Raw genomic sequence first — 23,331 nt, 5'->3', positions numbered from 1 at the left:
AGCCTTCCCGTGGTTCGTGCCGCCGTCCTTCCCGCCGTGGGCGCTCCCCTGGAGGTCACCGACATCGACCTCCCGGACCCCGGCCCCGGTCAGGTCCGGGTCCGCCTCGCCGCCGCCGGGGTCTGCCACTCCGACCTGTCCCTGTCCAACGGCACCATGCGCGTCCCCGTCCCGGCCGTCCTCGGGCACGAGGGCGCGGGCACGGTCGTCGCCGTGGGGCAGGGAGTCACCGGGGTGCTGCCCGGCGATGACGTCGTCCTCAACTGGGCTCCCTCCTGCGGCAGTTGTCACGCCTGCTCACTCGGCGAGGTGTGGCTGTGCGCCAACGCCCTGAACGGCGCCGCCGACGTCTACGCCCGCACCGCCGACGGCACCGACCTGCACCCCGGCCTGAACGTCGCCGCGTTCGCCGAGGAGACCGTCGTCTCCGAGTCCTGCCTCCTGCCCCTCCCGGACGGCATCCCGCTCACCGACGCGGCCCTGCTGGGCTGCGCGGTCCTCACCGGCTACGGCGCCGTCCACCACGCGGCACGGGTCCGGAAGGGCGAGACGGTCGCGGTGTTCGGCGTCGGAGGCGTGGGCCTGGCCGCGCTCCAGGCCGCCCGGATCGCGGGGGCGTCGACGATCGTCGCGGTCGATGTCTCCCCGGAGAAGGAGGAGCTGGCGCGTGCGGCGGGCGCCACGGAGTACGTCGTGGCCTCCGAGAACACCGCCCGCGAGATCAGGGGACTGACCGCGAAGCAGGGCGTCGACGTCGCCGTCGAGTGCGTGGGCCGCGCCTCGACCATCCGCACGGCCTGGGACTCCACCCGCCGCGGCGGCCGTACGACGGTCGTCGGCATCGGCGGCAAGGACCAGCAGGTCACCTTCAACGCCCTGGAGATCTTCCACTGGGGCCGCACCCTCGCGGGCTGTGTCTACGGCAACTCCAACCCCGCCGAGGACCTTCCGGTGCTCGCCGGGCACGTCCGTGCGGGCCGCCTCGACCTCGGCTCCCTGGTGACGGAACGGATCGCGCTGGACGGCATCCCGGCGGCGTTCGACAACATGCTGGCGGGCAAGGGCGGCAGGGCGCTGGTGGTGTTCTGAGCGACGGTTGCCCGCAGCCCCGTCTCGGGTGCTCCGGGCAACCTTCCCGCACAACCGTTGACCCCATACCGTCCGGTCAGTATGTTCGGCCGCCAACGTCCCCACGCACCCACCGGAGTGTGCACCGCATGGACACGGCCCCTTCCGCTCACCCCACTTCCGTAGCCGCGCCGGCGTCCCCCCACCGCCGCCGCGTCGCAACCGCAGCCGCCCTCGCCTCCGCCGTCGAGTGGTACGACTACTTCGTCTTCGGCATAGCCGCCGCCCTCGTCCTCGGCGATCTCTACTTCCCCTCGGGCAGCTCCACCGCCGGCGTCCTCGCCGCCTTCGCCACCTTCGCCGTCGGCTTCCTGGCCCGCCCGATCGGCGGCATCGTCGCCGGCCAGATCGGCGACAAACGCGGCCGCAAGCCGATGCTGGTCCTCGCCCTCACGCTCATGGGCATCGCCACCACCGGCATCGGCCTCCTGCCGACCTACGACACCATCGGCGTCGCCGCCCCGATCCTGCTGGTCCTGTTGCGCGTCGTGCAGGGCGTCGCGGTCGGCGCGCAGTGGGGCGGCGCGATGCTCCTGGCCACCGAGTACGCGCCCGAGGGCAAGCGGGGCCTCTACGGCAGTGTCGTCCAACTGGGCGTGCCCATCGGCGTGGTGACCGCCAACACGGTCTTCCTGCTGGCCGGCGCGTTCACCACCGACGCCGGGTTCGCGGCCTGGGGCTGGCGCATCCCCTTCCTCATCGGCCTGTTCGTCCTCGCACTCGCCTGGTACATCCACGCCAAGGTCGAGGAGACCCCCGAATTCCACCGGGCCGAGCGGGAGTTGGCCGAGCAGGAACGGACCGAGCAGAACTCCCCGCTGCGCATGATCCTCCGCCACCACCTCGGCACGGTCCTGCTCGCGGGCGGCTCGTTCGCCGTGAACACCGCGACCTTCTACATCCTGATCACCGGCGTCCTCGACTACACCACCCGCGAACTCGGCATGAAACGCAGTGCCGTTCTCACCGTCTCGCTCTGCATCAGCCTCACCCAGATGGTGCTGATCCCGGCCGCCGCCGCGCTCTCCGACCGCCTCGGCCGGATCCGGATCTACGCCCTCGGCGCGGCCGGCATCGCCCTGTGGGCCGTACCGATGTTCCTGCTGATCGACACCGGCTCACTGCTGTGGCTGGCGGTCGCCACCTTCGTCGCCGGGTGCTTCCTGAGCATCATGTACGGGCCCCAAGCCGCCCTGTTCGCCGAGCTGTTCACGCCCGAGATGCGGTACACGGGTGCCTCTCTCGGCTACCAGATCGCCGCCGTGCTCGGCGGTGGGCTCGCGCCCTTCCTGATGGTGCTGCTCCTGGAGACCACGGGCACCTCGATGGCGGTGTCCGGGTACATCATCGGGCTCTCGGTGATCGCGCTGCTCTGCATCAAGGTCCTTGCGGGCAGGGCGCGTTCACGCGGAGTCTGACGCCTCCTCGGGCTGCGGCCCCGGTGTCGTCACCGGGGCCGCAGCCGCCCGCGCGCGGGAGCGGGACACCGCCACGCCCGCCAGGCACAGTGCCCCTCCCGCGAGCGTGAACAGACCCGGGACCTCGCCGAGCGCCAGCCACGACATCAGGACGACCAGAGCGGGGACCGCGTAGGTGGTCGCCCCCATCCGGGCGGCGGTCGTACGGGCCAGGGCGTAGGCCCAGGTGGTGAAGGCCAGGGCGGTCGGGAACATGCCCAGGTAGACCATGTTGAGGGTCGCCGAGACGGGGGCGTCGGCCGCCTCCGACACCAACTGGCCGGCGAACGGAAGACAGACGACGGCACCGATGAAGCACCCGAACGTCGTCACCTGCAGCGGTGTCGCCGAGCCCAGTGCCGGCTTCTGTGCGACGACCCCGCCGGCGTAGGCGATCGCCGCGAGCAGGCACAGGACCACGCCGAGTACCGAGGAGCCGCCGTCGTCCGACATCGACAGGCCCACCGTGACAGCCCCGGCGAAGGAGACCGCCATTCCGGCCAGCAGGCGGGGTGGCATCGCGTCCCCCAGCAGGCGCGCGCCGAGCAGGGCGATCAGGATCGGACCGATGTTCACCACCAGGGCCGCGGTGCCCGCGTCCACCTGCTGCTCGCCCCAGTTCAGGACGACCATGTAGAAGCCGAACCAGAGGACGCCGGAGATCGCGATACCGCGCCAGGCCGCTCGGGGTGGCCGTCCTTCCCGTCGTACGAGGCAGATCGCTCCCAGGGCCAGGGCGCCCGAGAGGAGGCGGCCGAGGGCGAGGGCGCCGGGGGAGTAGGCGTCGCCCGCGCTGCGGATCGAGACGAAGGCGGAGGCCCAGAGGACGACGGTGACGGTGGCTGCGCCGGCTGCGAGGAGTTCGGTGCGGCGGTGGTTCATCATGCTCCTGAGGTTAGGAAGGGAAGAGGGTCGCAATCTCGCGGATTTCGGACGGGCCGTCCCTGAAGGGCTCAGCGCAGCGTCTCCGTGTCGATTCCCAGGAGCTCGGTGAACGCCCGTTCTCCCGTCGCTGTCACCTTCACCGCTCGCTCCGAGCCGATGCGGACACACCAGCCCTCGTCCAGCGCGTGCCTGCACAGAGCCGCTCCGGCCACCCCGGCCAGGTGCGGGCGGCGTTCCGTCCAGTCGAGGCAGGCCCGGGCCAGGGGGCGGCGGCCGTTGCGGTCGAGCGGGATGCCCACGTCCCCGAACCACGCCAGGCCCGCGTCCGTCAGGGCGAAACCCGTGTCCTGGCGCAGGAGTTGACGGGACGTCAGCGCATCGGTCACCGCGATGCCCAGTCGCCCCGCCAAGTGGTCGTAACACGTGCGGCCCCGGGCCATCGCCGAGCCGGCGCTCGACTCCCGCAGGTTCCGCGGGCGTTGTGCCGTGTCCGGGGCGACCTGCGCCGCGAGATCCTCCACCAGGTGGGCCACCCTCGGGTCGGCCAGCCGCACGTACCGGTGCCGGCCCTGCCGCTCCTCCGTGAGCAGCCCGCCCGCGACCAGCTTGCCCAGGTGCTCGCTCAGGGTCGATGCGGCCACACCCGCGTGCCGGGCCAGCTCACCCGCCGTCCAGGCCCGGCCGTCGAGGAGGGCCAGGAGACAGGCGGCCCGCGTCTCGTCGGCGATCAGGGCGGCGAGCCTCGCCAACTGGGGTGCCTGTGGGTCCTGGGTCATGCCTCCCAGCATGGGGCAGGGACACTTCGGCGCCCACCGAAATATGCCTACGCCGTGCGTCCGACGTGCTCGTACTGCTGGGCAAGACCGTCCAGCAGAGCCCGGAGCCCGGTCTCGAACGCCCGCTCGTCGATCTTCTCCTGCTGCTCGGCGAGGAGGTGCGCCTGGCCGAGGTGGGGGTAGTCCGCGGGGTCGTACGCGCTCGCGTCGTCGACGAAGCCCCCGGCGAACGAACCGAGCGCGGAGCCCATGATGAAGTACCGCATCAGCGCGCCGATGGAGGTGGCCTGCGCCGGCGGCCAGCCCGCGTCGACCATGGCGCCGTAGACCGCGTCGGCGACGCGCAGCCCAGCGGGGCGGCGGCCGGGGCCCTGGGCCAGGACCGGGACGATGTTGGGGTGGTCGCGCAGGGCGTCGCGGTAGGAGAGGGCCCAGTCGTGCAGGGCGGTCCGCCATGCCCGGCCGTCCTCGAACATCGACAGGTCGACCTGGGCGCTCACCGAGTCGGCGACCGCCTCAAGGATCTCGTCCTTGGTCCGGAAGTGGTTGTAGAGGGACGGGCCGCTGACCCCGAGTTCCGCCGCCAGCCGGCGCGTGGACAAGGCCGCGAGGCCCTCCGCGTCCACGAGCGCGCGTGCCGTCTCGACGATCCGGTCGGTGCTGAGGAGGGGCTTGCGCGGTCGGGCCATGGCGCACATAGTAGGGCTGCGGAATGGAAACTAGCAGTGCTAATTTAATGGCGCCGCTCTCAAGTGAGGTGAACTCGTGGTCGACCTGGGGTTGAGTGAGGAGCAGACAGCCGTCCGGCGGCTGGCGCGGGAGTTCGTGGACCGTGAGATCGCCCCCCACGTCATCGCCTGGGACCGCGCCGAGGAGGTGGACCGGTCCCTCGTCAAGAAACTCGGCGAGGTCGGCTTCCTCGGGCTCACGATCGACGAGGAGTACGGCGGCTCGGGCGGCGATCATCTCGCGTACTGCCTGGTCACCGAGGAGCTGGGGCGGGGTGACTCGTCCGTGCGCGGCATCGTGTCCGTCTCCCTGGGGCTCGTCGCCAAGACGGTCGCCGCGTGGGGGAGCGAGGAGCAGAAGCGGCGCTGGCTGCCCGGGCTCACCTCCGGCGCCTACGTCGGCTGCTTCGGCCTCACCGAGCCCGGCACCGGCTCCGACGCGGGCAACCTGGCCACGCGCGCGGTGCGCGACGGTGACGACTACGTCATCGACGGCACCAAGATGTTCATCACGAACGGCACGTGGGCCGACGTGGTGCTGCTGTTCGCCCGCTCGACGGACGCTCCCGGACACAAGGGCGTCTCCGCCTTCCTGGTACCGACGGGCACCCCCGGCCTCACCCGCCGCACGATCCACGGCAAGCTCGGGCTGCGTGGCCAGGCCACCGCCGAACTGGTCCTGGAGGGGGTGCGCGTGCCCGCCTCCGCGATGGTCGGTGAGGAGGGGAAGGGGTTCTCCGTCGCCATGTCCGCGCTGGCCAAGGGGCGGATGTCGGTGGCGGCGGGGTGTGTCGGCATAGCCCAGGCGGCCCTGGACGCGGCGCTGCGATACGCCGGCGAGCGCGAGCAGTTCGGCAAGCCGATCGCGGGGCACCAGCTGGTCCAGGAGCTGATCAGCGACATCGCCGTCGACGTGGACGCGGCCCGGCTGCTGACCTGGCGGGTGGCCGACCTGATAGACCGCGGGGAGCCCTTCGCCGTCGAGTCCTCCAAGGCCAAGCTCTTCGCCTCGGAGGCGGCGGTGCGCGCCGCGAACAACGCGTTGCAGGTGTTCGGGGGTTACGGCTACATCGACGAGTACCCGGCGGGCAAACTGCTGCGCGACGCACGGGTGATGACGCTCTACGAGGGCACGAGCCAGATCCAGAAGCTGGTGATCGGGCGGGCGTTGACGGGGGTCTCGGCGTTCTGAGTACCGTCTGAGTACCTGAGCGGATGTGGCCGGGGTCACGGATGGCCGAGACTCTGGCCATGAGCGACACACCGGTCAAACAGCAGAACACGGCCGCCTTCTACGGTCAGGCCGTCGCCTCCTTCGCGGTGGCCATGGCCGCCACGGCCGTCGGCATCTTCCGCCTGAACGCCGACGCCTGGGTCCGGGGCTTCCTGGCGATCGCCGTCCTGTACCTCGTCACCTCCGCCTTCACGCTGGCCAAGGTCATCCGCGACCGCCAGGAGGCCGGCCAGATCGTCAGCCGGGTCGACCAGGCCCGCCTGGAGAAACTACTGGCCGAACACGACCCCTTCGAGAAGCTCTGACGGGGCGGTGGTCGTTGCGCCATCTCGGCCCGGACCTGATCCGTACAGCTCCTGTCACTCTGCTCCAGCCGCCGCAGGCGCCCCCTGAGCGGGCAGGCTAAGCGCTCGCTCAGGTTCGGCGGTATGGTGGGGGTTCTGACAGTGGAGAGGGGCGTGCGATGAGTACGGCGGAGGAGACGGCCGACGGCGAGACGTCGGCGTGGGGCGAGGTCACGCCCGACGCGGCGCGGCGGCTGCTCGTTGCCGCGGTGGAGGCGTTCGCCGAGCGCGGCTATCACGCCACCACGACCCGGGACATCGCGGGCCGGGCCGGGATGAGCCCCGCCGCGCTCTACATCCACTACAAGACCAAGGAAGAGCTGCTGCACCGCATCAGCCGGATCGGTCACGCGAAGGCGCTGGAGATCCTCCGGGTCGCCGCCCGCCGCGAGGGCACCGCGACCGAGCGGCTCACCGACGCGGTGAGCTCCTTCGTGCGCTGGCACGCGGGCGGCCGTACCACCGCCCGGGTCGTCCAGTACGAACTGGACTCCCTCGGCCCCGACGCCCGCGCCGAGATCCTCGACCTGCGCCGGCAGTGCGACGCCGAGATCCGCGGGATCATCGAGGACGGCATGGCCTCCGGCGAATTCGACGTGCTCGACGTGAAGGGCACCACCCTCGCCGTCATGTCCCTCTGCATCGACGTGGCCCGCTGGTTCAACCTCGACGGCCCCTGGACGCCCGACGAGGTCGGCGCGCTCGACGCCGACCTCGTGCTGCGGATGGTGGGGGCCACCAAGTAGCCGCCTACAGGTAGTACCGGGACACCGACTCCGCCGCGCACACCGGCTTGTCGCCGCCCTCGCGCTCCACGGTGAAGGCGACGGTGACCTGGACACCGCCCGCCACGTCGTCGACGCCGGTGATCCGCGCGGTGGCGCGCAGCCGGGAGCCCACGGGCACCGGCGCGGGGAAACGCACCTTGTTCGTCCCGTAGTTGACGCCCATCTTCACGCCTTCGACCTTGATCAACTGCGGTCCGAACAGCGGCAGCAGTGACAGGGTGAGATAGCCGTGCGCGATGGTGGTGCCGAAGGGACCCGCGGCGGCCTTCTCCGGGTCGACATGGATCCACTGGTGGTCGCCGGTGGCGTCCGCGAACAGATCGATCCGCTTCTGGTCGACCTCCAGCCAGTCGGTGTACCCCAGCTCCTCGCCCACCGCCGCCTTCAGGTCGTCGACCCCCGTGAAGATCCTCGGCTCTGCCATGTCCCGGCCTCCTCGCCACATGATGTCTAAGCGACTGCTTAGCATGGTCGGCCGGGGAGCCCCTGTCAACGGACCGCGAGGGTGACGGCATGGGTAGGGTTCGAGGGGTGCCCCAGATTCCTGAGAAGATCCATGAACTCACGGTCGGCCAGCTCGCCGCCCGCAGTGGCGCCGCCGTCTCCGCCCTGCACTTCTACGAGTCCAAGGGCTTGATCAGCAGCCGTCGCACCACGGGCAACCAGCGCCGCTACTCCCGTGACGCGCTGCGCCGGGTCGCGTTCATCCGGGCCGCCCAACGCGTCGGCATCCCCCTGGCCACGATCCGCGACGCCCTTTCCGAACTCCCCGAGGAACGCACCCCCACCCGCGAGGACTGGGCCCACCTGTCCGAGGCCTGGCGCTCCGAACTCGACGAGCGCATCAAGCAGTTGAACCGCCTCCGCGACCACCTCACCGACTGCATCGGCTGCGGCTGCCTCTCCCTGGACTCGTGTGTCCTGTCCAACCCGGACGACGTGTTCGGCGACCGGTTGACGGGGTCCCGGCTGCTGGTGGAGCCGGGCAAGGGCCGGCAGAAGAACGGGCGCCCGGAGCGGGAACGGGAGGAGTCGCCGGACAAGTGCCGCTGAGCCGTACGGGCCGTGGGTCACCCCGCCCGGAACCCGGCGCCCGGCACAGCCGGAAACCGCCGGTGCCGCTTCCCCGTGTCTGTTAGCGTCGCGATCTTCGGCCGGCGGCGACACCGCGCCCGGAGCCCTGATCTACGACGCCCGCTGGGCCCACCCGTACTGGACCAGCCCCTCGGTCACCAACTGAGCGTTGGAGGTGGCGCGTCGGCCGTCCGGCAGGAACAGGGTGTCCTCCAGGCCCACCCGGGTCGCGAGGCCCAGGCGGCCCGCCAGCCGCAGGACCGGCCAGGCGCCGGCGTCCTCGCCGTGCAGCAGCACCGGGCGGCCGTGGGCCGTGCCCAGCTCGCTGAGGAGGGTGTGCGCGGACGCCTCCGCCGCGTCGGTGTCCGTCACCTCCGCGAGCACGCGCAGCACCTGCGGCCCGAGCGGAGACACCGCGAACCGGGCCGCCGCGTCCGTGCCCGACCAGATGCCCGCCTCCACACCGACACCCAGGTCGATCAGCGCGGCGGTGGTCTCCTCGGCGCCCGGCTCGTGCCAGTTCACCGAGGCGTGGTCGGGCAGCACGGTCCAGCCCCGGACACGGGCGAGCCGGGCCGCCGGGTCCGGTTCCGCCCAGGCGCCGGTCGTCACACCGACCGGGACCGACACCCGCTCCCGGATCGCCTCAAGCGTCGCCGCGACCACCCGCGGCGACAGACTGTCCCGACCGCAAGGGGACTTGGGGTGGACATGGATGTCCGTGGCGCCTGCCGTGACGGCCTGGGCTGCCGCCTGCGCCATGGACCCGGGAGTGAGCGGCACCGCCCTCCCGTCGGCGGCCCCGCGTGGGCCGTTGAGACACACCTGCACCATTCCTCGATGGTGCCAGGCGGCACCGACAGTTCAACACCGTCAAACAGGGAGTGCGGCATCCCCGGCGCACCCCCGGTGCGCCCACACGCTCTAGGCCGACATCAGCAACCGTCCGCGCCTGGCATCCGCCAGGGCCTCGGGTGTGAGCACGGGCCGCGGCACCAGGATCCCGCAGTCCACGCAGACCGGGCCGGTCGAGGGTTCATGGTCCAGTTCGTACCTCCAGACGAGCCGCTCCCCGTCGCACACCGGACACACCGCGCCCGGCTCGCGCTCCAGCGCGGAGATCAGCCTGCGCAGCACCTCGGCCAGCGAATCGTCGGGGTGCACCCGGGGGTCGTCGCACCATGCGACTCCGAACCCGCCCCAGGTCAGCCGGTGCCAGTCGTCCACACTGCCCGGCCTGCGCAACCCGTCGTGCTTCTCCTTCTTGCGCCGCTCGGCGAACTCGACCTCGTAGGCCAGCCAGACCGAACGCGCCTCCTCCAGCTCCTCCAGTGCGGCCACGAGCCGCGCCGGGTCGGGGGAGCGGTCCTCGGGACCGAATCCAGCCCGGGAGCACAAGTGGTCCCAGGTCGCCCTGTGCCCGTAAGGAGCGAACCGCTCAAGGCACTTGCGCAGCGAGTAGCGCCGAAGCGCCAGATCGCACCGCGGATCCCGCACCTGTCTCGCCAGACTCCGGAAACCGGCCATCGCCCTGCACCTCCGTCACACCTGCACCTGTACTTCGGTCACTTCGGCGTTGTCGCCGAGCGGACTTCGCTCGGCGTTGCCGAATAGACGTACCGACAAGCGATTTGGCTCCATCCGATTTCCGATGCCCCCCATAAGCTCGAGAACCCCTGCCAAAACTTGACGCATGCTCATCTTCAATCCCGGGGATACCGGCGGTAACGTCCGGCCACACCCCCCGTCGGTTGGAGCTGCCATGCCTCGACGCGCCTCGCGCACCGCACTCGACAGACTGAGAACTCCCAGCACACTCACCGGGTTCCTGAAGTCCGCATCCATATGCGTCCTGATTGCCGGTCTTTTGTCCCCGCTCGCCCAGACGGCTTCGGCCGCCGAGGCCACAGCGGCGAACGACTACTGCGGCGGCCAGTGTTCCGACATCCTGCCGCCCGGCGAGAACGGCAACGCGACCCTCGCGCAGGTCCTCCTCAACCAGGCCTTCGGCACCCAGCCCGACCACGCCGAGGACCAGCTCGGCCCCTACGCCAACCTGGCCAAGGGGTACCCCGCACTCACCAACTCCACCATCAACACGTTCTTCAACGACGCGTCGTTCGGGGTCCCGTCCGATCAAGTCGCCTCCACCCTGAGCCCCGCCGGCCGCACCGACGTGACGATCGTCCGTGACAAGAAGACGGGCGTGCCGCACATCACCGGTACCACCAGATACGGCACCGAGTTCGGCGCGGGCTATGCGGCGGCCCAGGACCGGCTGTGGCTCATGGACGTCTTCCGTCATGTCGGCCGCGGCCAGCTCACCGCCTTCGCGGGCGGCGCCGCCTCCAACCAGGGCCTGGAGCAGCAGTTCTGGCGCAACGCGCCCTACAGTGAGGCCGATCTCCAGGCGCAGATCGACAATGCGGTGGCGACCAACGGCGCCCGCGGCCAGCAGGCCCTCGCCGACGCCAACGCCTACCTCGCCGGCATCAACTCCTACATCGACGCCTCCGACAGCGGCCGCTACTTCCCCGGCGAGTACGTCCTGACAGGACACAAGGACTCCGTCACCAACGCCGGCACCATCGACCACTTCAAGATCACCGACCTGGTCGCGCTGGCTTCCGTCATCGGCTCCCTGTTCGGCTCCGGAGGCGGCGGCGAGGTCAACAACGCGATCTCGCTGCTGGCCGCCCAGCAGCGGTACGGCGTGACGAAAGGCACCGAGGTCTGGGAGTCCTTCCGCGAGCGCAACGACCCCGAGGCGGCGCTCACCGTCCACAACGGCGAGAGCTTCCCGTACGCCGCCAAGCCCGCGAACCCGCAGGGCGAGGCGCTGCCCGACGCCGGCTCGGTGAGCACCGAACCCCTGGTCTACGACGCCACGGGCACCGGCGCCGACCAGAGCGCGAGCGCGGCCTCCGCCACGGCGACCGCGAACGCCCTCAGCTCGGCCAAGCGCGGCATGTCCAACGCCCTCGTCGTCAGCGGGAAGTACACCGCCAGCGGTCACCCGGTTGCCGTCTTCGGACCGCAGACCGGCTACTTCGCCCCCCAGCTCCTGATGCTCCAGGAGATCCAGGGCCCGGGCATCAGCGCCCGCGGCGCCTCCTTCGCGGGTCTGAGCATGTACGTCGAACTCGGCCGCGGCCAGGACTACTCGTGGTCCGCCACGACCTCCGGCCAGGACATCATCGACACCTACGCCGTCGAGCTGTGCCAGGACGACTACCACTACCTGTACCACGGCACCTGCACGGTCATGGACAAGATCGAGCAGAAGAACTCCTGGGCCCCGACCACGGCCGACGGCACCGCCGCGGGGTCGTACACCATGAGGGTCTGGCGCACGAAGTACGGTCCGGTCGAGTACCGGGCGACCGTCGGCGGAAAGAAGGTCGCCTACACCACCCTGCGCTCCTCCTACCTGCACGAGGCCGACTCGATCATCGGCTTCCAGATGCTGAACGACCCGGACTACGTCAAGAGCCCGGGGACCTTCCAGAGCGCGGTGCAGCACATCAACTACACCTTCAACTGGTTCTACGCCGACTCCACGCACACCGCGTACGACAACAGCGGCAACAACCCGGTGCGCGCGTCCGGCGTCGACGCCGAGTTCCCGGTGTGGGCGCAGTCGGCGTACGAGTGGAAGAACTGGAATCCGACGACGAACACCGCCGACTACACGCCGGCCTCCGCACACCCCAACTCGATCGACCAGGACTACTACATCTCCTGGAACAACAAACAGGCGCTCGACTACGCGACGGCCTCCTGGGGCGACGGGCCCGTGCACCGCGGCAATCTGCTGGAGGACCGGGTGAAGAAACTGGTCGCCGCGGGCGGGGTCACCCGGGCCTCGCTGGTGAAGGCCATGGCGGACGCGTCCCTCGCCGACCTGCGCGCCGAGGACGTCCTCCCGGACCTGCTCAAGGTGGTCAACAGCTCGACGGTCACCGACACGGCGGCCGCGGCCGCGGTGACCAAGCTCCAGGCGTGGCTGACGGCAGGCGGCAAGCGCACCGAGACATCGGCGGGTTCGAAGAAGTACGCCGACGCCGACGCGATCCGCATTCTGGACGCGTGGTGGCCGCTGCTGGCCAAGGGCATCTTCGAGCCGGGCCTCGGCACCGGCCTGTACACCGCCTTCCAGGCCAACCTGCCCGTCGACGAGTCCCCTTCGGCCGCGCACGGCCCGACCGGCGCCCACGCGGGCAGCTCCTTCCAGTACGGCTGGTGGAGCTACGTCGACAAGGACGTCCGCACGGTGCTCGGTGAGAGCGTGCGGGGTCCGCTGGCGGACAAGTACTGCGGCGGTGGCAGCCTCGGCGCCTGCCGGGACATCCTGATCAGCACCCTGAAGACCGCGGCCGGCAAGACCGCGGCCCAGGTCTACCCCGGCGACGACCTGTGCTCGGCGGGCGACCAGTGGTGCGCCGACTCGATCGTGCAGCGCACCCTGGGAGGCATCAAGCACTACAACATCAGCTGGCAGAACCGTCCGACCTTCCAGCAGGTGGTGGAGTTCACCTCACACCGGTAGAAGTGCCGGCCGACGCAAGGCAGTTGGCGGCGGGTCACCGGATACGGCCCGCCGCCAGCACCAGTCGGGCCAGCTCGCGGTGGCAGATGTCGCTGTGGGCGCCGGCGGGTGGTCCGCCGCGTCTGACGACGGGCGCCGCGTCGACGTTCACGCAGCCCTTCGCGGGCAGCCTCCCGAGAAGAGCGTCGGCGAGGCTGACGGACGACGTGCCCGGCACCGCCTGCACCCCGTCGTGACCCATCGCCCCCCACTTGGCGCCCAGTGTCCGGCCGAGGTCGAAGCCCGCCACGCCCCGGGCGTCCCCCGCCATGCGCGAGGCCAGCGGATACAGGGTGCCGAGTGCCGAGTCATGGCGGGAGAAACAGCACACGAGGGGCCCGTCGACGCGGTTCTGCTGCCCCTGGAGCACGCCTCCCGCACGTGTGTCGTGCGGCAGCCGGGCCGCGAACGCGTAGTGGGAGAAGGCCCCTTGGAGCAGCGTGACGGACTTGACCGACCGCACCCCCTCCGGCAGTCCGCGCAGCGCGAACGACACCAGCCGCCCGCCGAAGCTGTGCCCCACGAGGTGCACCCGCACCCCGGGCGCCGCCTTCGCGAGCTGCCCGATCACGGGCCCCAGCCCGCGCTCTCCGACCGTGCCGGCACGCCGCTTCATCGCGTAGTACGTCCCCTGCCGCAGCAGTTCGTGCGCCCCGTCCCAGGGGTTGGGAATCGTGAACGCCTCTGCCCCGTCAGGTGATTCGAGACCGGCGAGAGCCTGCGCGAACTCCTCGCACACGGCCGCCGCGGACCCGGCGAACATCTCCGGCTCGTCCTGCGGCACGCCCTCCGCCAGGGTGTCCGCCCCGAACAACGCCTGCGGCCCCGGTGGCACGACCTCCACCAGCAGCCGTACCAGCCGCCCGAACTCCTCCAACTCGGCTTCCTCGCGCGGCTGCTGGTCCAACAGCCGGGCCAACTGGTCGATCACCGTGGCCCGGCCCGGGAAGGTCTCGAGGAGCGCGTGCCGGGTGTCCTTGTCGAGCACCGGATGCGGCGGCATCTCGGCGGCCACCGCCCGCGGGAAGTCCGGGATCGGCTCGTCCGAGAACCGCATCGACGGCCATACGACCCCCACGTACCCGAGTCTCGCGGCCGGCGCGAGCTCCGGGAACGGCTCGAAGAAGCGGCTGTAGAGCCGGGTCGCGCCCGAGCGGTCACTGTTCCAGCCGTGCGAGAGGACGACCAGGTCCCTGACCCCCCGGCCCGTCACCTCCGCGAGCAGCCGGTCCCGCCGGCCGGTGTCCGGGTCGCCGTCCGCGTCGAACGTCAGCTCCCAGTACGGCGTCACACTCATCGCCGGATCCGCCATCACCGACCCCCTCGTCCCCCGTGGTGGTGCGCATCGTCCTGCTACGGGGCGAGGTTGGCCATACTCCACGGCTCATCCGTAGAGGAGGTAATTCCTTCGAATCCGCCGGAAGGCGCTCAGCTCCTGGCGCCAGCCCGCCACCACCTCGTCGGTGTCCGCACCGGCGTCGATCATCGTGCGGACCCGGGTGGAACCGGTGAGCTTGTCGATCCAGTTGTCCGGGCGCCAGGCGAACCCGGCCCAGGTCTTCCTGGCGGTCACGAGCAGTGCGATACCGGTGCGGACGGGGTCGTAGGCCGCCCTGTCGTGGACGTGGATCTGCACCCCGCCGATCGTCCTGCCCTGGAACTTGGAGAAGGTCGGGGCGAAGTAGGCCTCCCTGAAGTGCACGCCCCGCAGGCCGAGTTCGTTCGCGGCGGCGGCCCAGCGGCCGTCCAGGCCCTCCGCGCCCAGCATTTCGAAGGGGCGGGTGGTGCCGCGGCCCTCGGAGAGGTTCGTGCCCTCGAAGAGACAGGTGCCGGAGTACACCAGAGCCGTGTCGGGGGTCGGCATGTTCGGGCTCGGGGGGACCCAGGGCAGGTTCCAGGCGTCGTAGAACTCCGAGCGCCTCCAGCCCGTCATGAGGACCGTGTCCAGGGGGACGGGTGCGGGAAGGAACTCGCCGTTGAAGAGACGGGCCAGTTCGGCGACGGTCATGCCGTGCGCCTGGGAGATGGGCTGCCTGCCCACGAAGGTCGCGAACTCCGGGTGCAGGACCGGGCCCAGGGCCGCGCGGCCGGTGACCGGGTTCGGGCGGTCCAGCACGACGAAGCGCCTGCCCGCGAGCTGGGCCGCCTCCATGCAGTCGTACAGGGTCCAGATGTACGTGTAGAAGCGGGCGCCCACGTCCTGGATGTCGAAGACGATCGTGTCCACGCCGGCGGCGGTGAAGATGTCGGCGAGGGGCCGGCCGCTCTTCAGGTACGTGTCGTAGACGGGCAGGCCGGTCGCCGGGTCGTCGTAGCGGCCCTCGGAGCCGCCGGCCTGGGCGGTGCCCCGGAAGCCGTGTTCGGGGCCGAAGACGGCGGTGAGGTTCACCCTTTCGTCGTCGTGCATCACGTCCACGATGTGCTGAACGTCCCGGGTGACGCCGGTGGGGTTGGTGACGATGCCGATACGCTCGCCGCGGAGCTGTTCGTAGCCGGATGCGGCGAGGTTCTCGAAACCGGTTCGTCTGTGGGGGCGGGCCGCCTGGGCGGGGGGTGCGGAGGTCACTGACGCCGTTGCCGTTGCTGCTGCCAGCAGGGTTCGTCTGGATAGGCGCATGAGGTGCACGGTAGGCGCTCCCGCGGGTTGTGGGGAGGTTCCGCTCACCCTTTCCTTGAACATACCGACCGGTTAGTCTGGCCGTGCAGTCGAGCCGCAGTCGAAGGAGACCGATGGTGGAAGCCCTGCAGGGTGCCGGAGTGGTTGTGACCGGGGCGGGAGGCGGCATCGGGGCCGCGCTGGCCCGCCGGTTTGCTGCGGAAGGGGCCCGGGTCGTCGTGAACGACCTCGACGCCGACCGCGCGAAGGCCGTGGCCGAGGAGATCGGGGGCATCGCCGTCGCCGGGGACGCCTCCGCCGTCGTCTCCGACGCCCTCGACGCGCTCGGCGGCACCGTCGAGGTCTACTGCGCCAACGCCGGTGTCGCCTGCGGCGGCGGGAACGCCGACGAACCGCTCGACGAGACCGGCTGGGCCGCTTCCTGGGACGTCAACGTCATGGCACACGTGCGAGCCGCCCACGCACTGCTTCCCGGGTGGCTGGAGCGTGGCAGCGGACGGTTCGTGTCGACCGTCTCCGCCGCCGGGCTGCTGACCATGATCGGGGCGGCTCCCTACGCCGTCACCAAGCACGGGGCGTACGCCTTCGCCGAGTACCTGTCGCTGACGTACCGGCACCGGGGGATCAAGGTGCACGCGATCTGTCCGCAGGGAGTGCGGACCGACATGCTCGCCGCCACCGGGACCGCGGGGGACCTGGTGCTCAGGCCCACCGCCGTCGAGCCGGAGGACGTGGCCGAGGCCCTGTTCCGGGGGATCGAGGAGGACCGGTTCCTGATCCTCCCGCATCCGGAGGCCGCCGAGTACTACCAGGCACGGGCCGCCGACCCGGATCGCTGGCTGGCCGGTATGAACCACCTCCAGCGCAAGTGGGAGGAGACCCGATGAGCGAGTCCCGCTACGCCGCCAAGCCCTGGCTCGGTCTGCTCAGCGAGGCCCAGCGCGGGCCGATCGAGCCCGACGACTCACTGGTGCACGCACTGCGGCGGGCCGTCGCCGAGGCGCCCGAGCGGCCCTTCCTCGCCTACTTCGACGGGCGGCTCGGCTACCGCGAGGTCGACGAACTCAGCGACTCCGTCGCCGGGCATCTCGCCGCTCGCGGGCTGGAGCGCGGGGACCGGGTGGCGATCCTGCTCCAGAACTCGCCCCTGTTCGTGCTCGCGCTGCTCGGCGCCTGGAAGGCGGGCGCGGTCGTCGTGCCCGTGAACCCCATGTACAAGTCGGGGGAGGTCGGCCATGTCCTGCGGGACGGCGAGGTGGCCGCCCTGATCTGCTCCGACCGGGCCTGGGAGTCGTATCTGCGCGAGACGGCGGCGGACTCGCCGGTGCGGATCGTGCTGACCGGGTGCGAGCTGGACTTCCAGACCCGCGGGGACGCGCGCGTGCTCACCTTCGAGCGGCTTCCGCAGGCCGAGGACGCCGACGACCTGGTCGCCGTCGCCCGGGCCGGGCACAAGGCGCCCGAAGGACGGGACGTCACGCCCTCCGACATCGCGCTGATCAGCTACACCTCCGGCACCAGCGGCACCCCCAAGGGCGCCACCAACACGCACGGCAACATCATGTACAACGCCGAACGGCAGCGCACCGGGCTCGGGTTGCCCGAGGCGCCCGTGTACTTCGCGCTGGCGCCGCTGTTCCACATCACCGGGATGGTCTGCCAGCTCGGGGCGTGTCTGAACAGCGTGGGCACGCTCGTGCTGGCGTACCGCTTCGAGGCGGGGGTGGTCCTGGACGCCTTCGCCGAGCACCGGCCGCACTACACGGTCGGCCCGTCGACCGCGTTCATGGCCCTGGCCGCCCACCCGGACGTCACCCGCGAGCACTTCTCGTCCTTCGTCAACATCTCCTCGGGCGGGGCCCCGCTGCCGCCCGCCCTGGTGGAGAAGTTCCGGGCCGGCTTCGGGCCGTACATCCGCAACGGCTACGGGCTGACCGAGTGCTCCGCGCCCTGCGCCTCCGTGCCACCCGAGCGGGAGGCGCCCGTCGACCCGGTGTCCGGGACGCTCGCCGTGGGGGTGCCGGGGCCCGAGACGGTCGTACGGATCGTCGACGACAGGGGCGTCGAGGTGCCGTTCGGCGAGCAGGGCGAGATCGTCGTGCGCGGGCCGCAGGTGGTGCCCGGGTACTGGCGGCGGCCGGACGCGACCGCCGAGACCTTCCCGGACGGCGAGCTGCGCACGGGTGACATCGGGTTCATGGACGCCGAGGGCTGGCTGTACGTCGTCGACCGCAAGAAGGACATGATCAACGCGTCTGGCTTCAAGGTGTGGCCGCGCGAGGTCGAGGACGTGCTCTACACGCATCCGGCGGTGCGCGAGGCGGCTGTCGTCGGGGTGCCCGACGGCTACCGCGGGGAGACCGTCAAGGCGTACATCAGCCTCCGTCCGGGTGCCGAAACCGACCCCGGTGCGCTCGCCGCGTACTGCAAGGAGAGACTGGCCGCCTACAAATACCCGCGGCAGGTGGAGATCCTGCCCGACTTGCCGAAGACGGCCAGTGGGAAGATCCTCCGTCGGGAACTGCGTTCCCGACCGCACAACGGCGAATGACCTCTCGAAAGGCAGGTGGCGGCACAGTGCCCAGGACGACGGACGGAGACGGTACGCCCGTCCCGCAGCGGCTGCTGGCCGCCGCCACCCGGCTCTTCGCCGAGCAGGGCTACGACCGCACCTCCGTGCAGGAGATCGTCGAGGCGGCCGGCGTCACCAAGGGGGCGCTGTACCACTACTTCGGCTCCAAGGACGACCTCCTGCACGAGGTGTACGCGCGCGTGCTGCGCGTGCAGCAGGAACGCCTGGACGCGCTCGCGAACGCCGACGAGCCGATCGAGAAGCGGCTGCGGGCCGCCGCCGCGGATGTCGTGGTCACCACGATCGAGAACCTCGACGACGCGATGATCTTCTTCCGCTCGATGCACCACCTGAGCCCCGAGAAGAACAAGCAGGTGCGGGCGGAGCGGCGGAAGTACCACGAGCGCTTCCGCGCGCTCATCGAGGAGGGCCAGGAAGCGGGCGTCTTCTCGAAGGCGACCCCGGCCGACCTCGTCGTGGACTACCACTTCGGGTCCGTCCACCACCTGTCGACCTGGTACCGCCCCGACGGCCCGATGGGCCCGCAGGAGGTGGCCGACCACCTGGCCGACCTCCTCCTGCGGTCCCTGCGGCCGTAGAGCGCCTTCTAGAGGTACTTCTTCAGCTCCCGGCGCGCGAGTGAGCGCTGGTGCACCTCGTCCGGGCCGTCCGCGATCATCAGGGTGCGGGCGCCGGCGTACAGCTCGGCCAGCGGGAAGTCCTGGCTGACTCCGCCCGCGCCGTGCAGCTGGATGGCCCGGTCGATGATGTCGACGACCGCGCGGGGCGTAGCGATCTTGATGGACTGGATCTCGGTGTGGGCGCCCCGGTTGCCGACCGTGTCCATCAGCCAGGCCGTCTTCAGGACCAGCAGGCGGAGCTGTTCGACGGTCACGCGCGCGTCGGCGATCCAGTTGTGGACCACGCCCTGCTGGGCCAGCGCCTTGCCGAAGGCCGTGCGGGAGACGGCCCGCCTGCACATCAGCTCGATGGCCCGCTCGGCCATGCCGATCAGCCGCATGCAGTGGTGGATCCGGCCCGGCCCGAGGCGGGCCTGGGCGATGGCGAAGCCGCCGCCCTCCTCGCCGATCAGGTTCGAGGCCGGTACGCGCGCGTGGTCGAAGATCACCTCGGCGTGGCCGCCGTGGTAGTGGTCCTCGTAACCGAAGACCCGCATCGCGCGCTGGACCGTGACGCCCGGAGTGTCCCGGGGGACCAGGATCATGGACTGCTGGCGGCGGATGTCCGCGCCGTCAGGGTCGGTCTTGCCCATCACGATGAAGATCTTGCAGTCCGGGTTCATCGCCCCGGAGATGTACCACTTGCGGCCCGTGACGACGTACTCTCCCCCACTCTCGGCTCCGCTCGAGCGGGAGGTGCCCCCACCGTCCCGCTCGATGTGGGTGGTGATGTTCGTGGCGTCGGCGGACGCGACCTCCGGCTCGGTCATCGCGAACGCCGAGCGGATCTCACCGGCCAGCAGCGGCTCCAGCCACTGCTTCTTCTGCTGCTCGTCACCGAACTGGCTCAGCACCTCCATGTTGCCGGTGTCGGGCGCGGCGCAGTTCAGCGCGGTGGGCGCGAGCTGCGGGGAGCGGCCGGTGATCTCGGCGAGCGGGGCGTACTGGAGGTTGGTGAGGCCGGCGCCGTACTCGGCGTCGGGCAGGAAGAGGTTCCACAGGCCCTGCCTGCGGGCCTCGGCCTTGAGCTCCTCGACCACGGCCGGGGTGTCCCACGGGGAGGCCAGCAGGGCACGCTGCTCCTCCGCGACGGCCTCGGCGGGGTAGACGTACTCGTCCATGAAGGCGAGCAGCTTGGCGCGCAGCTCCTCGGTGCGCGCGTCGAACGCGAAGTCCATGCGGATCAGCCTTCCTGGATGCCGTCGTGAAGCGTGGTCAGACCGTGCTGGATGAAGACCGGGACGAGGTCGCCGATGCGGTCGAAACCGCGGCCGACCGTCTGGCCCTGGGTGTAGCGGTAGTGGATGCCCTCCAGGATCACCGCGAGTTTGAACCAGGCGAACGCCGTGTACCAGGACACCGCCGAGACGTCCCGCCCGGAGCGCTCGGCGTACCGCGCGACCAGTTCGGCCGGATCCGGGTGGCCCGGGGCCTCGGCCGTCGTGGAGACCGGGGAGTCGGACATGCCCAGCGGCAGGCTGTACATCACCAGCAGGCCGAGGTCGGTGAGCGGGTCGCCGAGGGTGGACATCTCCCAGTCGAGGATCGCCTTGATGCGGTCGTCGTCGCCCATCAGGACGTTGTCGAGCCGGTAATCGCCGTGTACGACCGTGGCAGCGGGGGACTGCGGGAGACGGCGGCCGAGGGTCGCGTGCAGCTCGTCGATTCCGGCGAGGTCGCGGTTGCGGGAGGCGTCCAGCTGCTTGCCCCAGCGGCGCAGCTGGCGGTCCAGGAAGCCCTCGGGGCGCCCGAAGTCCGCGAGCCCGACCTCCGCCGGATCCACCGCGTGCAGTTCGACGAGGGTGTCGACCAGGGACAGCACGGCGTCGCGGGTGCGCTCGGGCCCGAGGGGGGCGAGCTGGTCGGCGGTGCGGTACGGGGTGCCCTCGACGAACTCCATGACGTAGAAGGGCGCGCCGAGCACCTCCTCGTCCTCGCACAGCAGGACCGGATCAGGCACCGGGACGTTGGTGGGATGCAGGGCGCTGATGACCCGGTGCTCGCGCTTCATGTCGTGCGCGGTGGCCAGGACATGGCCGAGCGGGGGCCGTCGTACGACCCACTTCGCGGTGCCGTCGGACACCGCGTACGTGAGGTTCGACCGTCCGCCCTCGATGAGCCGGCCGGTCAGGGGGCCCTGCACGAGGCCCGGCCGCTCGCGGTCGAGGAGGCCGCGCAGCCGGTCGAGATCGAGGCCTGGCGGATGGTCGGGGCTCATCAGGGCTCCTTACGCGCGCGTGAACGGGTCCCGACCATCATGCCGACTGGTCGGTATGTCGTCCAGAGGGGAGGGGGAACGTGATCGGGCCCACGATAGGCCGACAGCTCCCCGGCCGGTGCGGCGGGGAGCTGTCGGCGATGCTTCTCGGTGTTCTCGGTGTTCTCGGTGTTTCCCGGTCAGGTCAGTGGTCGTCCCAGTGGCCCTCGTGCGCGGCGTGCCGGTGGCCGTCGTGGACGTAGTCGACGTGGTCGCCGTGCAGGACGCTCTCGTGTCCGCAGTCCTGGCCGTGCCGGTGCTCGTGACCGTCGTGCGCGACATGCCCGCCGGATTCGCACTCGTCCCAGTGGTCCTCGTGCTCGCGGTGCAGATGGCCGTCGTGCGCGTAGTCGACGTGGTCCTCGTGCGGCACCTGGGCGTGTCCGCAGTCCGGGCCGTGGGTGTGCGCGTGCGAGGCGTGTTCGTGGTGGAGGGTGGTCATGGTGCTCACCTTCGAAGCGACGGACGATGACGTCGGACAGGCTGTCACGCGGAAGGTGCATATCCGGACATTCGTGCCTGCGTGGCGAACGGGTACCCCGCAGGGGGAGTACGGGCCTGCCCGGGTATGGAGCGCCGAGCCGTTCAGAAGACCAGCGCCGCCCCGCACACCGCCATGGCCACCGTGCACAGGACCGCCGCCGTGGCGTGTCGCGGGGCGAGGGCCCCGGGGGTGTCCGACGAGGTCAGGGTGCGGATGCGGTGGTGGGCGAGGGAGAGGAGGCCCAGCCAGAGGGCGCAGCACAGGGCGCAGGCGACGAGGGTGGCGGGGGTCGGACCGCCGTGCAGGGCGGTCTTCACGGCGAGTACGGCGGAGACAGTGCCCGAGAGGGTCGTACGGCGCCAGGCGAGCCGGGTGCGTTCGGGCTGGAGCCCAGGGTCGCGCCCGGCGGCGGTGCCCTCGCTCATCCCTCCCACCCGGCGAGCACGACGACGACCATCGCCACGGCCACCACGGCGACCACCAGGCCCAGCAGCGCCGGGAACCGCGACACCGGCAGGTCCTCGCCCCGGCGCATCGCCCGCTCGCATCGCACCCAGTGGTTGACCGCCCGCAACGAGCACAGCACGCCCGCCGCGAGCAGCGCGAGCGCCAGTCCGACCCGCCAGCCCCAGCGCAGGTCCGGCAGGAACTGGTCCACGGCGAAGCCGCCGCCGATCAGCGCGAGCGCGGTGCGCAGCCAGGCCAGAAAGGTGCGTTCGTTGGCCAGCGAGAACCGGTAGTCGGGGGTGCGGCCCTCCTGCCGAACCCCCTCGGGGGCGAACCAGACGCGGACGTTCCGTGCGAAATCGATCACGCGCACGAGCCTATCCGCACGGTTCCCGGTTGACGTGGCCCGGGCCCAGCTCAGCCCATCGACCGGTACGCCTTGAGCCGCTCGTAGGCCGCCAGCCCGTCCGGTACCCACTCCCAGTCCCGCAGGCGCAGCTCCACCTCGTCCTCCGGCAGGAAGTCGTGCCAGGCGACCTCCTCGACCTGGGGGCTGACCGGGAGCTCACAGCGGACCTCGTAGACCGCGGACCACCAGGTCCGGCCGGCGCCGTCGTCGTAGAGGAACTTGAAGAGGAACTCCGGGCGGGGCAGCCCGCTCACGCCGAGTTCCTCCTCGGCCTCGCGCAGGGCCGCGTCGTCGTAGTCCTCGCCCGCGCCGACCACTCCGCCGACGAACATGTCGTACAGGGACGGGAAGACCAGTTTGGTCGGGGTGCGGCGGTGGACGAAAAGGCGCCCCCCGGCGTCCCTGGCCTGGATGAAGACACAGCGATGACGCAGGCCTTGGACGTAGGCCTCGCCGCGCGGGGACTGCGCGACGACGTTGTCGTGCTCATCGACGATGTCGAGGATCTCGTCAGCAGCGCTCATGTCCCCATCCAACCAGGGGGCGGCAGCCGGGCGGGGGTGGGCCTACACGGCGCCCGCACCCATGCCAGGTCCCGCACCCACGTACGGATCCGAGCCGATAGAGGCCGCCCCCACACTGCAGCCGGGAACCCGGACTCAAGTAGACGCCCGCATCCACGCAGACACCTACCTCACGCAGGGACCTGCGTCCGCACGGCGTCCGGCCTTCGTGCAGGGACCTGCGTCCGCACGGCGCCTGGCCTTCGTGCAGGGACCTGCGTCCGCACGGCGCCTGGCCTTCGTGCAGGGACCTGCGTCCGCACGGCGCCTGGCCTTCGTGCAGGGACCTGCGTCCGCACG

At 71.0% G+C, this 23,331-nt stretch carries 24 protein-coding genes; 10 read left to right on the top strand and 14 right to left on the bottom strand.

All coding sequences use genetic code 11. The annotated features are described in order from the left end of the window. The first annotated feature begins 9 nt into the window (after positions 1 to 9). Together ACIRP7_RS16755 and ACIRP7_RS16750 are read left to right on the top strand one after the other, a co-directional pair. Complete coding sequence (locus ACIRP7_RS16755) at positions 10 to 1,089, top strand: Zn-dependent alcohol dehydrogenase (protein WP_403659232.1); 1,080 nt, start codon at positions 10 to 12, stop codon at positions 1,087 to 1,089. 128 nt (positions 1,090 to 1,217) lie between these two features. Next, positions 1,218 to 2,546 carry an MFS transporter gene (locus ACIRP7_RS16750; RefSeq protein WP_403659229.1) on the top strand — a complete coding sequence of 443 codons (1,329 nt, stop codon included), beginning with the start codon at positions 1,218 to 1,220 and terminating at the stop codon, positions 2,544 to 2,546. On the opposite strand, the gene ACIRP7_RS16745 is transcribed toward ACIRP7_RS16750, so the two are convergent. From ACIRP7_RS16745 to ACIRP7_RS16735, 3 genes are all read right to left on the bottom strand, one after another. Next, a complete protein-coding gene (locus ACIRP7_RS16745; protein ID WP_403659584.1) occupies positions 2,532 to 3,467 on the bottom strand; it encodes a DMT family transporter in 936 nt (311 codons plus the stop codon). The two genes, ACIRP7_RS16750 and ACIRP7_RS16745, sit on opposite strands and share 15 nt — an antisense overlap. A gap of 71 nt (positions 3,468 to 3,538) precedes the next feature. Then, positions 3,539 to 4,258: an ArsR/SmtB family transcription factor gene (locus tag ACIRP7_RS16740; RefSeq protein ID WP_403659226.1), complete on the bottom strand. Its 720-nt coding sequence runs from the start codon at positions 4,256 to 4,258 to the stop codon at positions 3,539 to 3,541. Between the two features lie 35 nt (positions 4,259 to 4,293). Beyond that, positions 4,294 to 4,935 (bottom strand): TetR/AcrR family transcriptional regulator, encoded by a 642-nt coding sequence (locus tag ACIRP7_RS16735; RefSeq protein ID WP_403659223.1) that lies wholly within the window; start codon positions 4,933 to 4,935, stop codon positions 4,294 to 4,296. A gap of 76 nt (positions 4,936 to 5,011) precedes the next feature. Between ACIRP7_RS16735 and ACIRP7_RS16730 the strand changes: the two genes are divergently transcribed. The 3 genes from ACIRP7_RS16730 (at position 5,012) to ACIRP7_RS16720 (ending at position 7,298) form a co-directional block, all read left to right on the top strand. Continuing rightward, complete coding sequence (locus ACIRP7_RS16730; protein ID WP_403659220.1) at positions 5,012 to 6,166, top strand: acyl-CoA dehydrogenase family protein; 1,155 nt, start codon at positions 5,012 to 5,014, stop codon at positions 6,164 to 6,166. Positions 6,167 to 6,225: 59 nt separating this feature from the next. Next, on the top strand, positions 6,226 to 6,513 hold the full coding sequence (locus ACIRP7_RS16725; protein ID WP_020117785.1) for a YiaA/YiaB family inner membrane protein: 288 nt from the start codon (positions 6,226 to 6,228) through the stop codon (positions 6,511 to 6,513). A gap of 158 nt (positions 6,514 to 6,671) precedes the next feature. Beyond that, positions 6,672 to 7,298: a TetR/AcrR family transcriptional regulator gene (locus ACIRP7_RS16720; protein WP_403659217.1), complete on the top strand. Its 627-nt coding sequence runs from the start codon at positions 6,672 to 6,674 to the stop codon at positions 7,296 to 7,298. Positions 7,299 to 7,302: 4 nt separating this feature from the next. On the opposite strand, the gene ACIRP7_RS16715 is transcribed toward ACIRP7_RS16720, so the two are convergent. Further along, complete coding sequence (locus tag ACIRP7_RS16715; protein ID WP_403659214.1) at positions 7,303 to 7,764, bottom strand: MaoC family dehydratase; 462 nt, start codon at positions 7,762 to 7,764, stop codon at positions 7,303 to 7,305. A gap of 107 nt (positions 7,765 to 7,871) precedes the next feature. On the opposite strand from ACIRP7_RS16715, the gene soxR reads away from it, so the two are divergent. Continuing rightward, entirely contained in the window at positions 7,872 to 8,393 is a 522-nt protein-coding gene (gene soxR, locus ACIRP7_RS16710; RefSeq protein WP_403659212.1) for a redox-sensitive transcriptional activator SoxR, read from the top strand. A 132-nt stretch (positions 8,394 to 8,525) separates the two neighbouring features. On the opposite strand, the gene ACIRP7_RS16705 is transcribed toward soxR, so the two are convergent. Beyond that, positions 8,526 to 9,248 (bottom strand): 3-keto-5-aminohexanoate cleavage protein, encoded by a 723-nt coding sequence (locus ACIRP7_RS16705; protein ID WP_403659209.1) that lies wholly within the window; start codon positions 9,246 to 9,248, stop codon positions 8,526 to 8,528. Positions 9,249 to 9,338: 90 nt separating this feature from the next. Next, a complete protein-coding gene (locus tag ACIRP7_RS16700) occupies positions 9,339 to 9,941 on the bottom strand; it encodes a hypothetical protein (protein ID WP_393604746.1) in 603 nt (200 codons plus the stop codon). Between the two features lie 235 nt (positions 9,942 to 10,176). Between ACIRP7_RS16700 and ACIRP7_RS16695 the strand changes: the two genes are divergently transcribed. Then, positions 10,177 to 12,963: a penicillin acylase family protein gene (locus ACIRP7_RS16695; protein WP_403659205.1), complete on the top strand. Its 2,787-nt coding sequence runs from the start codon at positions 10,177 to 10,179 to the stop codon at positions 12,961 to 12,963. 34 nt (positions 12,964 to 12,997) lie between these two features. On the opposite strand, the gene ACIRP7_RS16690 is transcribed toward ACIRP7_RS16695, so the two are convergent. Continuing rightward, a complete protein-coding gene (locus ACIRP7_RS16690; protein ID WP_403659202.1) occupies positions 12,998 to 14,314 on the bottom strand; it encodes a serine-threonine protein kinase in 1,317 nt (438 codons plus the stop codon). Between the two features lie 72 nt (positions 14,315 to 14,386). After that, positions 14,387 to 15,619 (bottom strand): exo-beta-N-acetylmuramidase NamZ domain-containing protein, encoded by a 1,233-nt coding sequence (locus ACIRP7_RS16685; RefSeq protein WP_403659199.1) that lies wholly within the window; start codon positions 15,617 to 15,619, stop codon positions 14,387 to 14,389. Between the two features lie 113 nt (positions 15,620 to 15,732). Between ACIRP7_RS16685 and ACIRP7_RS16680 the strand changes: the two genes are divergently transcribed. The 3 genes from ACIRP7_RS16680 to ACIRP7_RS16670 are packed head-to-tail and all read left to right on the top strand — an operon-like array spanning position 15,733 to position 18,790. Continuing rightward, a complete protein-coding gene (locus ACIRP7_RS16680) occupies positions 15,733 to 16,506 on the top strand; it encodes an SDR family oxidoreductase (protein ID WP_403659196.1) in 774 nt (257 codons plus the stop codon). Further along, complete coding sequence (locus tag ACIRP7_RS16675) at positions 16,503 to 18,170, top strand: class I adenylate-forming enzyme family protein (protein WP_403659193.1); 1,668 nt, start codon at positions 16,503 to 16,505, stop codon at positions 18,168 to 18,170. Before ACIRP7_RS16680 ends, ACIRP7_RS16675 begins: the two co-directional genes overlap by 4 nt. A gap of 26 nt (positions 18,171 to 18,196) precedes the next feature. Beyond that, positions 18,197 to 18,790, top strand: a complete 594-nt coding sequence (locus ACIRP7_RS16670; protein WP_266526460.1) for a TetR/AcrR family transcriptional regulator — start codon at positions 18,197 to 18,199, stop codon at positions 18,788 to 18,790. 8 nt (positions 18,791 to 18,798) lie between these two features. On the opposite strand, the gene ACIRP7_RS16665 is transcribed toward ACIRP7_RS16670, so the two are convergent. The 6 genes from ACIRP7_RS16665 to ACIRP7_RS16640 all read right to left on the bottom strand — a co-directional run bounded on the left by ACIRP7_RS16665 (position 18,799) and on the right by ACIRP7_RS16640 (position 22,992). Further along, a complete protein-coding gene (locus ACIRP7_RS16665; RefSeq protein ID WP_403659190.1) occupies positions 18,799 to 20,049 on the bottom strand; it encodes an acyl-CoA dehydrogenase family protein in 1,251 nt (416 codons plus the stop codon). Between the two features lie 5 nt (positions 20,050 to 20,054). After that, positions 20,055 to 21,089, bottom strand: coding sequence for a phosphotransferase family protein (locus ACIRP7_RS16660; RefSeq protein ID WP_403659187.1), 1,035 nt, complete (start codon positions 21,087 to 21,089; stop codon positions 20,055 to 20,057). A 184-nt stretch (positions 21,090 to 21,273) separates the two neighbouring features. Continuing rightward, the gene (locus ACIRP7_RS16655; protein WP_403659184.1) at positions 21,274 to 21,570 is read right to left on the bottom strand and encodes a hypothetical protein; all 297 of its coding nucleotides are present in this window, start codon (positions 21,568 to 21,570) and stop codon (positions 21,274 to 21,276) included. Between the two features lie 143 nt (positions 21,571 to 21,713). Then, positions 21,714 to 22,037 (bottom strand): DUF202 domain-containing protein, encoded by a 324-nt coding sequence (locus tag ACIRP7_RS16650; RefSeq protein WP_403659181.1) that lies wholly within the window; start codon positions 22,035 to 22,037, stop codon positions 21,714 to 21,716. Next, a complete protein-coding gene (locus tag ACIRP7_RS16645; protein ID WP_403659178.1) occupies positions 22,034 to 22,426 on the bottom strand; it encodes a YidH family protein in 393 nt (130 codons plus the stop codon). Before ACIRP7_RS16645 ends, ACIRP7_RS16650 begins: the two co-directional genes overlap by 4 nt. 50 nt (positions 22,427 to 22,476) lie before the next feature. Next, the gene (locus tag ACIRP7_RS16640; protein WP_403659175.1) at positions 22,477 to 22,992 is read right to left on the bottom strand and encodes an NUDIX hydrolase; all 516 of its coding nucleotides are present in this window, start codon (positions 22,990 to 22,992) and stop codon (positions 22,477 to 22,479) included. Positions 22,993 to 23,331: the final 339 nt, after the last annotated feature.

Origin of the sequence: Streptomyces sp. NPDC102270 (assembly GCF_044766405.1) — a bacterium.
GTDB lineage: Bacteria > Actinomycetota > Actinomycetes > Streptomycetales > Streptomycetaceae > Streptomyces.
The sequence above is the reverse complement of the archived record's forward strand: the minus strand, read 5'-3'. Positions and strand labels throughout refer to the sequence as shown.

Coding starts and splice junctions, on each gene's coding strand:
- ACIRP7_RS16745 (WP_403659584.1), bottom strand. CDS start 3,467: ATGAACCACCGCCGCACCGAACTCCTCGCAGCCGGCGCAGCCACCGTC.
- ACIRP7_RS16665 (WP_403659190.1), bottom strand. CDS start 20,049: ATGGACTTCGCGTTCGACGCGCGCACCGAGGAGCTGCGCGCCAAGCTG.
- ACIRP7_RS16640 (WP_403659175.1), bottom strand. CDS start 22,992: ATGAGCGCTGCTGACGAGATCCTCGACATCGTCGATGAGCACGACAAC.
- ACIRP7_RS16720 (WP_403659217.1), top strand. CDS start 6,672: ATGAGTACGGCGGAGGAGACGGCCGACGGCGAGACGTCGGCGTGGGGC.
- ACIRP7_RS16700 (WP_393604746.1), bottom strand. CDS start 9,941: ATGGCCGGTTTCCGGAGTCTGGCGAGACAGGTGCGGGATCCGCGGTGC.
- ACIRP7_RS16725 (WP_020117785.1), top strand. CDS start 6,226: ATGAGCGACACACCGGTCAAACAGCAGAACACGGCCGCCTTCTACGGT.
- ACIRP7_RS16740 (WP_403659226.1), bottom strand. CDS start 4,258: ATGCTGGGAGGCATGACCCAGGACCCACAGGCACCCCAGTTGGCGAGG.
- ACIRP7_RS16655 (WP_403659184.1), bottom strand. CDS start 21,570: ATGACCACCCTCCACCACGAACACGCCTCGCACGCGCACACCCACGGC.
- ACIRP7_RS16660 (WP_403659187.1), bottom strand. CDS start 21,089: ATGAGCCCCGACCATCCGCCAGGCCTCGATCTCGACCGGCTGCGCGGC.
- ACIRP7_RS16675 (WP_403659193.1), top strand. CDS start 16,503: ATGAGCGAGTCCCGCTACGCCGCCAAGCCCTGGCTCGGTCTGCTCAGC.
- ACIRP7_RS16705 (WP_403659209.1), bottom strand. CDS start 9,248: ATGGTGCAGGTGTGTCTCAACGGCCCACGCGGGGCCGCCGACGGGAGG.
- ACIRP7_RS16690 (WP_403659202.1), bottom strand. CDS start 14,314: ATGGCGGATCCGGCGATGAGTGTGACGCCGTACTGGGAGCTGACGTTC.
- ACIRP7_RS16650 (WP_403659181.1), bottom strand. CDS start 22,037: ATGAGCGAGGGCACCGCCGCCGGGCGCGACCCTGGGCTCCAGCCCGAA.
- ACIRP7_RS16695 (WP_403659205.1), top strand. CDS start 10,177: ATGCCTCGACGCGCCTCGCGCACCGCACTCGACAGACTGAGAACTCCC.
- ACIRP7_RS16750 (WP_403659229.1), top strand. CDS start 1,218: ATGGACACGGCCCCTTCCGCTCACCCCACTTCCGTAGCCGCGCCGGCG.
- ACIRP7_RS16735 (WP_403659223.1), bottom strand. CDS start 4,935: ATGGCCCGACCGCGCAAGCCCCTCCTCAGCACCGACCGGATCGTCGAG.
- ACIRP7_RS16685 (WP_403659199.1), bottom strand. CDS start 15,619: ATGCGCCTATCCAGACGAACCCTGCTGGCAGCAGCAACGGCAACGGCG.
- ACIRP7_RS16680 (WP_403659196.1), top strand. CDS start 15,733: ATGGTGGAAGCCCTGCAGGGTGCCGGAGTGGTTGTGACCGGGGCGGGA.
- ACIRP7_RS16715 (WP_403659214.1), bottom strand. CDS start 7,764: ATGGCAGAGCCGAGGATCTTCACGGGGGTCGACGACCTGAAGGCGGCG.